The sequence below is a fragment of the Nitratireductor sp. GCM10026969 genome (genome assembly GCF_042660605.1).
Lineage (GTDB): Bacteria > Pseudomonadota > Alphaproteobacteria > Rhizobiales > Rhizobiaceae > Chelativorans.
The window spans coordinates 1-13,318 of record NZ_JBHSUM010000007.1 but is presented as its reverse complement, the minus strand read 5'-3'; the positions used below and the strand labels follow the sequence as shown (position 1 = coordinate 13,318).

At 63.3% G+C, this 13,318-nt stretch carries 11 protein-coding genes; 6 read left to right on the top strand and 5 right to left on the bottom strand.

Annotation, left to right across the window (positions count from 1 at the left end; genetic code table 11):
* Nucleotides 1–70: 70 nt before the first annotated feature.
* Genes ACFP9U_RS03240 through ACFP9U_RS03225 form a run of 4 tightly spaced genes read right to left on the bottom strand, consistent with a single transcriptional unit; the run spans nucleotide 71 to nucleotide 4,899 of the window.
* Nucleotides 71–994, bottom strand: coding sequence for a GXGXG motif-containing protein (locus ACFP9U_RS03240; RefSeq protein ID WP_378618986.1), 924 nt, complete (start codon nucleotides 992–994; stop codon nucleotides 71–73).
* Entirely contained in the window at nucleotides 982–1,917 is a 936-nt protein-coding gene (locus ACFP9U_RS03235) for a glutamine amidotransferase (RefSeq protein ID WP_378618985.1), read from the bottom strand. Before ACFP9U_RS03235 ends, ACFP9U_RS03240 begins: the two co-directional genes overlap by 13 nt.
* 60 nt (nucleotides 1,918–1,977) lie before the next feature.
* Nucleotides 1,978–3,516 carry a glutamine synthetase family protein gene (locus ACFP9U_RS03230; protein WP_378618984.1) on the bottom strand — a complete coding sequence of 513 codons (1,539 nt, stop codon included), beginning with the start codon at nucleotides 3,514–3,516 and terminating at the stop codon, nucleotides 1,978–1,980.
* A 42-nt stretch (nucleotides 3,517–3,558) separates the two neighbouring features.
* A complete protein-coding gene (locus ACFP9U_RS03225) occupies nucleotides 3,559–4,899 on the bottom strand; it encodes an NAD(P)/FAD-dependent oxidoreductase (protein WP_378618982.1) in 1,341 nt (446 codons plus the stop codon).
* Between the two features lie 198 nt (nucleotides 4,900–5,097).
* Here ACFP9U_RS03225 and ACFP9U_RS03220 point away from each other — a divergent pair, with 198 nt between their 5' ends.
* The gene (locus tag ACFP9U_RS03220) at nucleotides 5,098–5,781 is read left to right on the top strand and encodes a FadR/GntR family transcriptional regulator (RefSeq protein WP_378618981.1); all 684 of its coding nucleotides are present in this window, start codon (nucleotides 5,098–5,100) and stop codon (nucleotides 5,779–5,781) included.
* A 7-nt stretch (nucleotides 5,782–5,788) separates the two neighbouring features.
* Here ACFP9U_RS03220 and ACFP9U_RS03215 read toward each other — a convergent pair whose 3' ends face one another.
* Nucleotides 5,789–6,829 (bottom strand): GlxA family transcriptional regulator, encoded by a 1,041-nt coding sequence (locus ACFP9U_RS03215; RefSeq protein WP_378618979.1) that lies wholly within the window; start codon nucleotides 6,827–6,829, stop codon nucleotides 5,789–5,791.
* Between ACFP9U_RS03215 and ACFP9U_RS03210 the strand changes: the two genes are divergently transcribed.
* From ACFP9U_RS03210 to ACFP9U_RS03190, 5 genes are all read left to right on the top strand, one after another.
* Nucleotides 6,828–8,078 carry a sarcosine oxidase subunit beta family protein gene (locus ACFP9U_RS03210; RefSeq protein ID WP_378618978.1) on the top strand — a complete coding sequence of 417 codons (1,251 nt, stop codon included), beginning with the start codon at nucleotides 6,828–6,830 and terminating at the stop codon, nucleotides 8,076–8,078. The two genes, ACFP9U_RS03215 and ACFP9U_RS03210, sit on opposite strands and share 2 nt — an antisense overlap.
* A gap of 15 nt (nucleotides 8,079–8,093) precedes the next feature.
* Entirely contained in the window at nucleotides 8,094–8,381 is a 288-nt protein-coding gene (locus ACFP9U_RS03205) for a sarcosine oxidase subunit delta (protein ID WP_378618977.1), read from the top strand.
* Complete coding sequence (locus tag ACFP9U_RS03200; RefSeq protein ID WP_378618975.1) at nucleotides 8,378–11,392, top strand: sarcosine oxidase subunit alpha family protein; 3,015 nt, start codon at nucleotides 8,378–8,380, stop codon at nucleotides 11,390–11,392. Before ACFP9U_RS03205 ends, ACFP9U_RS03200 begins: the two co-directional genes overlap by 4 nt.
* Nucleotides 11,385–11,957, top strand: a complete 573-nt coding sequence (locus ACFP9U_RS03195; RefSeq protein WP_378618974.1) for a sarcosine oxidase subunit gamma — start codon at nucleotides 11,385–11,387, stop codon at nucleotides 11,955–11,957. Before ACFP9U_RS03200 ends, ACFP9U_RS03195 begins: the two co-directional genes overlap by 8 nt.
* 135 nt (nucleotides 11,958–12,092) lie before the next feature.
* Nucleotides 12,093–13,318, top strand: a 1,226-nt coding sequence (locus tag ACFP9U_RS03190) for a formate--tetrahydrofolate ligase (protein WP_378618972.1), incomplete at its 3' end; no start/stop codon positions are given.

Below are 13,318 nucleotides of genomic sequence, written 5' to 3'. Positions count from 1 at the left end.
TCCTGAACTTGGAGGAACGTGGGGACTCATCCGCCTTGCGACACTGTGCAGGGCGGGTGCCAACCCATCGCTACAGAATGAGTTTCTTTTCGTTCGGTTCGAGATTGTCGTAGTTCCAGAGCTGCTTGCCCGCGACGATCTTGGTGAAGTGATCGACGCCCTTTTCAGGCATAAGCTCGTATTGAGACAGCTTGCGGGTCAGCCATTTGCGGTCCAGATCGGTCAGTTCCGCCTCGACCGCATCGACCCCCAGCGACTGAATCTCGCCGCCAACATAGATCGTGCCGTCATACATCGAGTCGCCGAGGTTCTTTCCGGCATTGCCACAGACGACCATCCGACCCCGCTGCATCATAAAGCCCGAAAGCGCCCCAGTGTCGCCGCCGACAATGATCGTGCCGCCCTTCTGATCGATACCCGTCCGCGATCCGACGGAGCCCTTGCAGACCAGATCGCCGCCGCGGATCGCAGCACCGAACGTCGAGCCTGCGTTCTTCTCGATGACGACGGTGCCCGACATCATGTTCTCGCCACAGGACCAGCCCACACGACCGATGACCCGTACATTAGGGCCATCGATCAGGCCGATGGCGAAGTATCCGCACGATCCCTCGATGACGAGGTTCAGCCGAGACAAGATGCCAACGCCAACCGAGTGCTTGCCGCGCGGGTTCCTCAGCACGATCGTACCGTAACCCTCGCGCATCAACTCGCGGATCCGCGCGTTGACCTCGGTCGTGGTCATCTTGTCGGTGTCGATCTCAGTCCGCCTGTTGAAATCGACATCCGGTGCCCAGGGATAGGCGAAGCGCTCGGTCGCTTCCGGGTCGAACTCGATATAGAGCGACTTGCCGGTGAGCTGTTCCGTCATCATACCGAGCGCCCTGGCGCGCTCGTCCTGCGTCATGCCGCGCAGGTCGGCGTCACTCGGGACCGAGCGCGTTTCGGGCGCCGCGGTCTCCTTCGGCGCAACCATCGTGCTCACGCTTGCCATACCCGGACCTCCTCGTCGTAGGGATCGTAAGTGTCGATTTCTTCAGGAAGGATCGCCCGGATCGCTACCTCTTCAGAAGCCATGGCGATCAGGTCGTCACTTTCGTAGAGGACCAGCGGTTTCGCCGCCATCGTGTCCTTGGCCATACCGAGCTGATCCTTCGTCGCCACCAGATAGGTGAAGACGCCATCGATCTCCTGGATCGACTTGCGCAGGCTGTTCTCCAGGCTGATGCCATTGGCCAGGTCGTGCGCGACATAGACCGCCAGCAGTTCGCTGTCGCAGTTCGACATGAAGCGGTGGCCCCTGCGCTCCATCTCGCGGCGGAGAATCCAGTAATTGGTGATCTGGCCGTTATGCACGACCGCAACATCGTTGTAGGGAAACGCCCAGTAGGGATGGGCCGACTTGATGTCGACGTCGGACTCGGTCGCCATCCGCGTGTGGCCGATCCCGTGGGTGCCGCTGAACTCGCCCAACCCGTAGGCCGAGGCCACGGCCGCCGCGTCGCCCAGGTCCTTGATGAGCTCCAACCCGTTGCCCAGCGACAAAATCTCAACGCCCGCGGTCTCCTCGATATGTGCCGCCATGTCAGCGGTCTCGCCGTCGTGGCTCAGCACGTAACGAAGCGCATAGGGCCGTACTCTGTCCTTGACCTTCACCTTGGCGCCATGCTCCGCTAGGATCGCATCGACCGTGTCGATGCGGCTCTCCAGCAATTCCCGGACGCCGCGGCCTCTGGCCATGTCCTCGGCCTCGGCGACCTTGAGGCGCATCACGTAGTCGCCGGGATTTCCGGCACCGTAGACTGCGTAGCCGGTGCTGTCCGGCCCGCGGTGTTTCAGAGCCTGCAACATCGAGGTCATCTCGCCCCCGACATTCGAGCTCTTGCCCTTGTGAATCAGTCCAGCAATTCCGCACATCTGGAACGCATCTCCTTTGTAGGGTGGTGGCGCGGGAGCGGGGCCCGCCGCAATCGGGGCTTAGGGAAGGCACTCGAGATAGGTGTCCTTGTCCCACTCGGTGACGGTAGACATGAAGCGGGCCCATTCGTCGGACTTGTACTCGTCGTAGAGCCGGTACATCTCGCCCGGCAGGCCGCGTTGGACGACCTCGTTGTTACGCAGATGCTCCAGCGCTTCGCCCAGCGACATCGGCAGCCTCTTGACCTTCTTGCCGGCCTTCATCGCCTCGTAAATGTTGCGTTCCTCGGGCTGGCCGGGGTCGAGGTCGTTGTCGAGACCGTCATCCATCGCCGCCAGCAGGGTCGATCCCATGAGATAGGGGTTCACCATTGAGTCGACCGAGCGGTACTCGAATCGCCCCGGCGCAGAGACGCGCAGGCCGGTGGTGCGATTCTGGAAGCCCCAGTCCGAGAAGACGGGCGCCCAAAAGCCGGTGTCCCAGAGCCGGCGGTAGGAGTTGACCGTCGAGCAGCCGATCGCCGTCAGTGCCTGCAGATGGTGCACCACGCCGCCGATCGCCTTCAGCCCTTCCCTGCCGGGCATCTGCGGATCGTCGGTATCGGGCATGAAGGTGTTCTCCCCGCCCCTCACATACATGTAATTGTCGGCGATCCCCGGCAGGTGATCCGGATCGTTGCCGGTGCGGACGAATGCGTCCTCGCCGCCACGCCAGAGCGACATGTTGTGATGACAGCCCGAGGCAGAGACACCCATGAACGGCTTGGTCATGAAGCAGGCGAATATTTCGTTCTCGCGCGCCACCTGCGCGCAGATCTGGCGATAGGTGGTCAGCCTGTCTGCATTGCGCAGGACGTCGTCGAACATCCAGTTGAGCTCAAGCTGGCCGGGCGCATCCTCGTGGTCGCCCTGGACCATGTCGAACCCCATCTTTCGGGCGTATTTGATGACTTGCAGCGCTACGGGCCGGAGGCGCTCGAACTGGTCGATGTGGTAGCAATAGGGCTTTGAGTATCCCTCGCGCGGCTTGCCGTCCTCGTCGTATTTCAGCCACATCATCTCGGGCTCGGTCCCGATCCTGAGCTGCACACCGTGCTTTTCCCGGAATTGCTCGTGCAGCCGACGCAGGTTGCCGCGGCAATCCGCGGACAGGTAGGCGCCAGGCGCCTCGCGCTCCTCGCGGTTGCGGAAGAGCGTGCAGAAGAGCCGCCCGACCTGCGGCGCCCACGGAAGCTGCATGAAGGTCTCGGGCTCGGGGACGCCGACCAGCTCCGCCGCCTCCGGGCCGTAGCCCAGATACTCGCCGGCGCGATTGGTGAAGAGGTTCATCGTCGAGCCGTAGACAAGCTGGAAGCCTTTCTTGGCCACGCCTTCCCAATGGTCCGCGGGGATGCCCTTGCCCATGATCTTGCCGGTCACGGAGACGAATTGCATGTAGAGGTACTCCACCCCCAGCTCGTCGATTTTCTCGCGAACCTGCTTGATCTTCTCGTCGCGGCCCTCGGCCTCGACGAACGCCTCGATATCCATTGGCGGTCGGCCGCGTCTCCCGGGCTTGGCGTCCGACTTCTTCGCGTCGCCAGCTATCTCCTTCAGCATGTCAACTCCTCCCTGATGTAGTTCTTGCGGCGCCACGCGCCGTCAGCTCCACGGATATGGGCTGTGCGAAACCGGGTGCAGCTCCCCCTTCTCGAACCGGCTGAAGCGGAACGGCTCCAGAAGCTCCTGCGGCGTTCCCAGCACCTCATCCGCGATCAGGTGCCCCACGCCGATCATCTTCCAGCCGTGGTTGCTGTCGGCGATCACGGTCGCGTTCTCGCGAAAATGGTCGAAGACGGGGAAGCTGTCTGCGGTAAAACACCCGATCCCGCCGGAGGCCTCGCGGTGATATTTGGGCATCTGACCCTCGTAGCGCTTCTGGCAATGAGCCAGAGCGGACACCCACATATGCGCAAATTCCATGGAGGCGACGAATTCGGGGCTCGACGGGCCATAGGGATCGATCTGCACGGCCTCTGCGGGCGTGTCGACTTTGTAGGGCGACGCCCCGCCTTGGATGCCGCCGAAATGCCAGTCGGGCTTGTAGTAGATACCCCACATCTCCTCGGTGATAGTCGATCCATCCACGGTCGAGATCAGCGGCGCGTCGGTATCAACATGGATCACCGGCGGCACCGACCCGTCATTCGCCCGGCCGAGATCGGGATCGAGAAGCAGCACACCCTCCTCGAGCTGCCAATAGCGCCACATGTCGATACCATCCTGCATCTCGCCATTGGCCTTGACCCTGATCTTGGCCGGCAGGTCCAGCATGGACCAGAAGTCGCGCACCCAGGGGCCCGCAGCGATGATGACGCGTTCGCAGGTGATCCGGCCCTTAGTGGTCTCCACGGTCCGCACTGCGCCGGAGCCGTTCTCGGACACAAACTCTTTCACCTCGACGCCCGTCACGATCCGCACGCCCAGCTTCTCGACCTTGTCGGCCAGCGCGTACATCGTCCGTGTCTGATTTGAGTAGCCGCCGCGCTTTTCGTGTAGGACGCTGGTAATGTTCTGCGCCTGCCAGTCGTCAAAGAATCCGCGCATGTATTTCGTGGAAGCGTTGGCGCCCTCGATGAAGACGCTTTCGTAGCCGATCTCCCGCTGCTGGGCGTAGATTTGGCCGACGTCCTCGCGCATCGCCTCGCAGCTGATCTGCATGTAGCCGACGGGGTGGTAGGAGAGCCCTTCGGGATCGCTTTCCCATATATCAACCGAATGCGCCATCAGCCGCCGCATGGCCGGCTGGAAGTAGTTGTTGCGCACCACGCCGCAGGCGATGCCTGACGCACCAGCCGCGATGCCGGCCTTGTCCAGGACCACGATCCGGCCCTCGACCTCCTCGCCCCGCTCTTTCAGGCGCTCGGCGAGTTTCCACGCAGTCGAAACGCCGTGAATACCAGCGCCGATGATTACGAAGTCCGCGTGTTCGGGGAATGCCATGTCGTTCCTTTCGTGCTGGGCCGGCTTCGATTGAACAGACCGTCCTGGCGGGGCCATAAAAATCCGACCGCGAAAGTTGGTTTACCCACTATGTCCCAATTAAGCTCCAATGATCAACCCTTTTTGAAACAAAATACTGGAAATTGCCTCGTTTCATGGTATATTGGATTAAAAGTGGATCACCTCAGGTAGGCAACAATGAATGAAATCAATAGGATGGGCTCTGCGGAGATTGCCGCAGCCATGCGTCGGGAGATCGTGAAGGGCACCTACGGGCTGCATGACCGCTTGCCCGCTTCGCGGCAGTTGGCCGAATCCTTCGGCGTCGCGCGCAACACCCTGCGCGATGCGCTGGCGCAACTCGAAGCCGAGGGGCTACTGGAGACGAGACCCGGCAGTGGCACGTACATCACCTATCAGAAAGATGACTCGGGGGCCGCCGCCATTGAGAGCGCGAATCCGCTGGAGCTTATGGATGCGCGCTTCGCGCTGGAGCCTCATATCAGCCGCCTCTGCGTGCTGCATGGCCGACGCGAGGATTTCGAAAGGCTCGAGGCGCTCTGCGATCAGATGGAATTTTATGCCGACGATCCGGTCGCCTTCGCCGATACGGACACGAAGTTTCACCTCGCGCTGGCGGCAGCCACCGGCAACGGCCTGCTCAAGTGGATCATGGGTCAGATCAACAGGGTTCGGTCGATGGAAGAGTGGACCCGCATGCGGCATCTCACCCTCGATCGCCAGATCATCCAGACATACAACGCCCAGCATCGGCAGATCGTAAGCGCGATCCGCTCGCGCGATCCGGAACGCGCCGCGACACACATGAAGGAGCATCTCGAGACCGCGCGCCTGTCGCTGACGAGGGCGGCGGACACCTGAACTGGGTTCAGCTCCGCGCCCGAGAGGGCGACAAACCATATTGCGCCGAAAAGGCGCGGGAGAAATGCGCCGAACCGGCGAATCCGGTGACCAGCGCGATGTCGGTCAGGGGCAACGGCGAGCTGCCCAGCAGGTGCCGCGCCACATCCAGCCGGACGCTGCGATAGTAGCTCATCGTACTTTGACCGAAGCGGTCGCGGAACAACCGGTTCAACTGCCGGGGCGAGACCCCGGCGATTGCGGCCAGTTGCGGCAGCGTCAGCGGATCGGCAACGTGATCCTCCATCGCCGCAACTGCATCGATGATCGGTGGGGAGCTCGTACCCAGCCGCTCGACAAGACCCGCGCGCTGCGGATCGGCGGAAGCGCGGATATCCGTGTGAAGGAACCAGTCGCTGACCAGACGGGCGAAGACACCGCCGTGATGCTCGGAGATCAGCGCATGCATCAGATCGAGCGGCGCCGTCCCGCCGCCGCAGGTCACGCGGTCGCGGTCGATGACATAGAGCCGCCGTTCAACGATAAGGGCGGGAGAGATCTCGGCCAGTACGGGTGCGTGCTCCCAGTGAACGGTCATGCGCCGCCCTTCCATGAGGCCCGCCTTCGCCAGAATCACCGGCCCGCCCGAGACGCCGCCCAACTGCACACCGCGCCGGGCCACGCGCTGCAGCCAGTTCAGCGCGGCTGCATCGTCGAAGCTCGCAGGATCGCCCCCGGCGATAACCATCAACAAGTCCAGATCGGGCGTCTCCCCGACACGGCATTCAGCGCTGACACTGGCCGCGCCGGAACTCTCCGCAAGGCCGTCTACGGCGAAATGCACGACGTCGTAGAGCGTGCCGTGGCCCAGTAGATTCGCGGCCCTCAGCGGCTCAACCGTGCACGCGTAGGACATGAGCGCAAATCCGGGAACTGGAAAGATACCGATCCGAAAAGGACGCACATCTGTACCAATCTTGTCCATAATATGAAAGTACATGTCTATTTCAGAAAAGTCGAGGTCGACTCTCCAGTGGAATACTGGTGGAGCTAACAAGGGTGACGACATGCACTACTCGGCTCTCAGGATCTTCCTCGAAGGCATCACCGGCAACAAGGGATGGCGTCCCGTCTGGCGCGAGCCCGAGCCGAAGGCGGAATACGACATCATCATCATCGGGGGCGGCGGGCACGGGCTATCCACGGCCTATTACCTCGCCAAGGAGTTCGGCATCACCAATGTGGCGGTGCTGGAAAAAGGTTGGCTCGGTTCCGGAAATGTCGGCCGTAACACGACGATCATCCGGTCCAACTACCTCCTCGAAGGAAACCAGCCCTTCTACGAGTTGTCGATGAAGCTTTGGGAGGGGCTGGAGCAGGACTTCAACTACAACGCTATGGTCAGCCAGCGCGGTATCCTGAATCTGTTCCACAGCGACCCGCAGCGTGATGCTTTTGCCCGGCGGGGGAACGCCATGCGCCTCTCCGGCGCCGATGCCGAAATTCTGGACGAAGCGGACCTCCGCAGGATGTGCCCGTTCCTGGATTTCGACAACGCGCGCTTCCCGATCAAGGGCGCGCTATGGCAGCCGCGCGGCGGGACGGTGCGCCATGACGCGGTTGCTTGGGGCTATGCCCGCGGCGCGGACAGCCGCGGGGTGGACATCATCCAGAATTGCGAGGTCACCGGCTTCAGCATCGAGGGCGGTCGCTGCCTCGGAGTCGAGACGACGCGCGGCGCGATCCGGGCGAAAAAGGTGGCGGTCTGCGTCGCCGGTTCGTCGAGCCGCGTGATGGCGATGGCCGGGATGCGCCTGCCGATCGAAAGCCATGTCCTGCAAGCCTTCGTCAGCGAAGGGCTGAAGCCCGTCATCCCCGGCGTCATCACTTTCGGTGCCGGACATTTCTATGTCAGTCAGTCCGACAAGGGCGGTCTGGTCTTCGGCGGCGATATCGACGGCTATAACACCTATGCGCAGCGCGGCAACCTACCGGTCGTCGAGGATGTCTGCGAGGGCGGTATGGCGATCATGCCGATGATCGGCCGCGCCCGGCTTCTGCGCATGTGGGGCGGGCTCATGGACATGTCCATGGATGGCTCGCCCTTCATCGACCGAACCCATATCGACGGGCTCTATTTCAACGGCGGCTGGTGCTACGGCGGCTTCAAGGCCACACCGGCCAGCGGCTTCTGCTACGCCCACCTGCTGGCCACCGAACGCCCTCACCAAACAGCGCGGCATTACCGGCTCGACCGGTTCCGCCGCGGAGCGCCGATCGACGAAAAGGGCCAGGGCGCCCAGCCGAACCTTCACTGACAGGGGAGGACCCGCATGATCATTGACCACCCCCTTCTCGGACCCCGCGACGCAGCGGAATTCGTCTACAAGGGCGATGCCAGCCTGATCGATCGCCCCGACGGCATGGCGGAAGGCGTCGAAGACGCATTCCACGACTACGCCTATCTGCGCACCAACCCTGCCGGAGAGCATCAGGAACTCTGGTACCATGAACAAGGCGACCGTTCCTGGCTGGTGGTGACACGAAACACGCTCACCCACGAAATCATCAAGGTCGAGTTGGCCCGCGATGTGGCCCGCGCAAGGGGACGGTCAAGATGAACGAACAATCTCTCATCCGAGACGACGCAAGTGACATCGGCCTCACCCGGCCCGCCAACCGCGAAGCCAGCGTCAGCCAACCCAATCGTATCAAAGGCGGCCTCATCGAACGCCGCAGGACGCTGAGCTTCACCTGGAACGGCAGGACGCTCACCGGCCACCCCGGCGACACGCTGGCCTCGGCGCTCCTGGCCAATGGCGAGCGGCTGGTCGGCCGTTCCTTCAAATACCACCGCCCCCGAGGCATCTTCACCGCCGGTTCCGAAGAACCCAACGCGCTCGTCCAGCTCCGCCGCGGCGCAGCGCAGGAACCCAACACACGGGCCACCACGGTCGAGCTTTTCGACGGTCTCTATGCCACAAGTCAGAACCACCGCGGTTCGCTGGAACGGGATTTGTTGGCGGTGAACGACCTGATGGCACCGTTCTTCGGAGCAGGATTCTACTATAAGACCTTCATGTGGCCCGCCAAGTTTTGGGAAAAGGTCTACGAACCCGCGATCCGCGCCTCCGCGGGGCTCGGGCGCCTATCGGGCGAGCCCGATCCCGACATCTACGATCACGGTTTCCTGCATTGCGACCTGCTCGTGATCGGGGCTGGTTCTGCCGGGCTGGCGGCCGCCCACGCGGCCGCGCGGGCGGGCCTGCGCGTGATCCTTGCTGACGAAGATTTCGTCATGGGCGGCCGGCTCAATGCCGAAGTCTGTGAGGTCGACGGAATGTCCGGCGAGGATTGGGCCGCTGGCACAGTGGCCGCACTCGCCGCAATGGAAAACGTCCGCCTCATGCCGCGCACGACCATCTATGGCGCCTTCGACCACGGCATCTACGGCGCGGTGGAATGCAAGACCGATCACCTGCCGAGCGCAGACAGTAAGCCCCGACAGGTCCTGTGGCGCGTCTACTCCCAACGCGCCCTATTGACTGCCGGGGCCACGGAACGCCCCATCGCCTTCGGCAACAATGACCGTCCCGGCGTGATGCTCGCGGGCGCGGTACGCACGTACGTCAACCGCTTCGGCGTGGCGCCGGGCCGGCGCGTCGCTGTTTTCACCAACAACGATGACGGACTGCGTACAGCCCGCGACCTCACGGCCAAGGGTATCGAGGTCACTGCCGTCATCGACACGCGGAAGGACGGCGATAACCTGGCGGATCTACGGATGGAACGTGGTCGGCGTGTCATCGACACCTCCGGGCGCAAGGGTCTCAGAAGCATCACGCTCGACAACGGCACGAAGATCGAGGCCGATTGCCTCGCCGTCTCCGGCGGCTGGTCGCCGAACGTGCACCTTACCTGCCATATGCGCTGCCGTCCGGTCTGGCGCGACGATATCGCCGCCTTTATCCCCGGGGACGAGTTGCCGCCCGGCATGGCCGTGGCCGGCGCGGCGAACGGCACCTTGACCCTCTCCGCCGCTCTCAGGGGAGGCCACGGGGCCGCCGCGCGGATCGCCGGCGATCTCGGTCGCAAAGCCAATACGGACCCGGGGCCGAAAGCCAACGATGAGCATTTCGCCATCACCCCCTTCTGGCATGTGGGAGAGAGCCGCGGCCGCGCCTGGGTCGACCTGCAGAACGATGTGACAGTCAAGGACATCCGTCTCTCCCACAAGGACGGCTTCCGCTCGGTGGAGCATCTGAAGCGCTATACCACTCTTGGCATGGCTACGGATCAGGGCAAGACCGCCAATGTTCTCGGCCTGGCGATCATGGCCGAGATTACCGGCAAGACCATCCCGGAGACCGGCACCACCATCTTCCGCCCGCCCTATACGCCGGTTGCTATCGGCACCTTCGCAGGGCGCGCCCGCGGCAAGCACTTCCGCGCCTACCGACTGACGCCCAGCCACAAATGGGCCGAGGAGATGGGCGCCACCTTCGTTGAGACCGGCGCTTGGCTGCGCGCACAATGGTTCGCGCGGCCAGGCGAGAATGGCTGGCGCGACAGTGTCGACCGCGAGGTCTCGATGACCCGCTCTTCGGTCGGCATCTGCGACGTGACGACGCTCGGCAAGGTCGATATCCAGGGCCAGGACGCGGCGGAGTTCCTCAACCGCGTCTATGCCAATGCCTTCCTGAAACTGCCGGTAGGAAAAGTCCGCTACGGGCTCATGCTGCGCGAGGACGGCTTCGCCTATGACGACGGCACCACTGCCCGCCTCTCCGAGACGCATTACGTGATGACCACCACCACCGCGAACGCGGTGACGGTGTTCCGCAATCTCGAGTTCGCGCGGCAATGTCTATGGCCCGACCTCGACGTGCATCTCATTTCCACCACGGACGGGTGGGCGCAATATGCCGTCGCGGGCCCCAATAGCCGCAAGCTCCTTCAGAAGGTGGTGGACGATCTCGATCTCTCGAACGAGACGTTCCCCTTCATGGCCTGCGCCGAATGCACCGTCTTCGGCGGCACGCCCGCAAGACTCTTCCGCATCTCCTTCTCGGGCGAGCTCGCCTACGAGGTCGCGGTGCCCGCCCGATACGGCGACGCTATGATCCGCGCGCTCATGCAGGCAGGCGAGGAATTCGACGTCGTTCCATATGGCACAGAAGCACTCGGCGTCATGCGGATCGAAAAGGGCCATTCGGCCGGCAATGAGATCAACGGTCAGACCACGGCGGTAATGCTGGGTCTTGGCGGGCTGGTATCCAAGAAAAAGGACGCCATCGGTTCGAAACTGAGCAAGCGGCCGGAGATGAACCGCGAGGACGGCATGCGCCTCGTCGGCTTTCAGCCGGTCGACCGTTCGGTCCTCCTGCAGGCCGGAGCGCATTTCCTAGATAGGGGCGCGCCCGCCGACATGGAACATGACCAGGGCTGGATGAGCTCGGTCGCCTTTTCACCCGAACTCGGCCATTCCGTGGGCCTGGGCTTTCTGAAGCGCGGAACGGAACGTATGGGCGAAGTCGTCCGTGCCTACGATCCCGTACGCGGTCACGACTGTGAAGTCGAAGTCGTCTCACCCCATCATGTCGATCCGGAAGGAGGACGCCAGCGTGCCTGAAATCCGTCTCGCCGCCACCCCGGCCCTGGCTGGAACCGATATCCGCATCGGCGCGAACCGTGTTCGCGCGCGCACCGACCTCGCCCTCGTTTCCATCGCCGTCTCCCTTGGCGGCGAAGCCGCCCTTGCGGCAGCCTTCCGCAAGGCATGGAATCTGGAACTGCCCGATGCGAGGCTCTCGCGCGGGAAGGACCAGATGCGTGCCTTACGCACGGCGCCCGACCAGATGATGCTGGTCTTTCCGCATGCCATGCCGGATGCCGACCCCGTGGTACGGGCCGTGCTGGAAGGCGCCGCTTACACCACCGACCAGACAGATGTCTGGGCAATCCTGGAGATCTCCGGCCCGGAAACCCTGGCGGCACTGGAACGGCTCTGCCCACTCGATCTGTCCCGGGATGTCTTTCCGGTAGACGCCTTCGCACGCACCGTGATGGAACATATGGGTGCGATCATCCTGCGCACCGGCGACGAGACCTTCCTTCTCATGTCTGCCAGTTCCTCCGCGGGGTCGTTTCTTGAGGCGGTGGAAACCGCCTACAAATTCGTCGAAGAACCCATGTGACAGCCGCGGCGCCGAGCCGAGACGGATGTTGGCGAGGGTTGGATGGCCCCCCGGACAATACTGTCCGCCGCGCACCGAACGTCCGAACGAAAACGACAACAGAACCCGACCTGACTTTTTTGCGGAGGATTCTTTATGCCACTCAACGACCAGAAACCCGTCGGTTTTTCCGACATCGAAATCGCCCGTGGGGCGGAGAAGAGGCCGATCCAGGAGGTTGGCGCCAGGCTGAACATTCCGCCGGAGCATCTCCTGCCATTCGGTCACGACAAGGCGAAGGTGTCGGCCGAGTTTATCGCGCAAGCCCGGGGGAACGGCGACGGCAAGCTCATCCTGGTCACCGCCATCAACCCGACGCCGGCGGGCGAGGGAAAGACCACGACAACGGTCGGGCTCGGCGACGGTTTGAACCGCATCGGCAAAAGAGCCGCGGTGTGCATTCGCGAAGCCTCCCTCGGTCCGTGCTTCGGCATGAAGGGCGGGGCGGCCGGCGGCGGCTACGCCCAGGTCGTGCCCATGGAGGACATGAACCTGCATTTCACCGGCGATTTCCACGCCATCACGTCGGCCCACAACCTTTTGTCCGCCCTCATCGACAACCACATCTACTGGGGCAACGCCGAGGACATCGACATCCGCCGTGTCACCTGGCGCCGGGTCATGGACATGAACGACCGGGCGCTCAGGCAGATCGTCGGCTCGCTGGGGGGCGTGGCCAACGGGTTCCCGCGCGAGACCGGCTTCGACATCACCGTGGCCTCCGAGGTGATGGCGATCCTGTGCCTGGCGACCGATCTGCGCGACCTGGAAAGGCGGCTCGGCGCCATCATCATCGGCTACCGCCGCGACCGCAGCCCGGTCTTCGCCCGCGACATCAAGGCGGACGGTGCCATGGCGGTGCTGCTCAAGGACGCGCTGCAGCCCAATCTCGTGCAGACGCTGGAGAACAATCCCGCCTTCGTGCATGGCGGCCCCTTCGCCAACATCGCCCATGGCTGCAACTCCGTCATGGCCACGACCACCGCGCTGAAGCTGGCCGATTACGTGGTGACGGAGGCCGGGTTCGGCGCCGATCTGGGGGCCGAGAAGTTCTTCGACATCAAGTGCCGCAAGGCCGGGCTGAAGCCGGCCGCCGCCGTCATCGTGGCCACCGTGCGTGCCCTGAAGATGAACGGCGGCGTCAAGAAGGAGGATCTCGGCACGGAAGACGTCGCGGCGGTGAAGAAGGGCTGCGCCAATCTCGGCCGCCATATCGAGAACGTGAAGCAGTTCGGCGTGCCGGCCATCGTCGCCATCAACCATTTTCATACCGATACCCCGGCCGAGCTCGAAGCCGTGCAGGCCTATGTGGCGGGGGAAGG

Excerpts from the sequence above, each read along its gene's own strand:
- ACFP9U_RS03240 (WP_378618986.1), bottom strand. The coding sequence starts at position 994 with ATGGCAAGCGTGAGCACGATGGTTGCGCCGAAGGAGACCGCGGCGCCC.
- ACFP9U_RS03235 (WP_378618985.1), bottom strand. The coding sequence starts at position 1,917 with ATGTGCGGAATTGCTGGACTGATTCACAAGGGCAAGAGCTCGAATGTC.
- ACFP9U_RS03230 (WP_378618984.1), bottom strand. The coding sequence starts at position 3,516 with ATGCTGAAGGAGATAGCTGGCGACGCGAAGAAGTCGGACGCCAAGCCC.
- ACFP9U_RS03225 (WP_378618982.1), bottom strand. The coding sequence starts at position 4,899 with ATGGCATTCCCCGAACACGCGGACTTCGTAATCATCGGCGCTGGTATT.
- ACFP9U_RS03220 (WP_378618981.1), top strand. The coding sequence starts at position 5,098 with ATGAATGAAATCAATAGGATGGGCTCTGCGGAGATTGCCGCAGCCATG.
- ACFP9U_RS03210 (WP_378618978.1), top strand. The coding sequence starts at position 6,828 with ATGCACTACTCGGCTCTCAGGATCTTCCTCGAAGGCATCACCGGCAAC.
- ACFP9U_RS03215 (WP_378618979.1), bottom strand. The coding sequence starts at position 6,829 with ATGTCGTCACCCTTGTTAGCTCCACCAGTATTCCACTGGAGAGTCGAC.
- ACFP9U_RS03205 (WP_378618977.1), top strand. The coding sequence starts at position 8,094 with ATGATCATTGACCACCCCCTTCTCGGACCCCGCGACGCAGCGGAATTC.
- ACFP9U_RS03200 (WP_378618975.1), top strand. The coding sequence starts at position 8,378 with ATGAACGAACAATCTCTCATCCGAGACGACGCAAGTGACATCGGCCTC.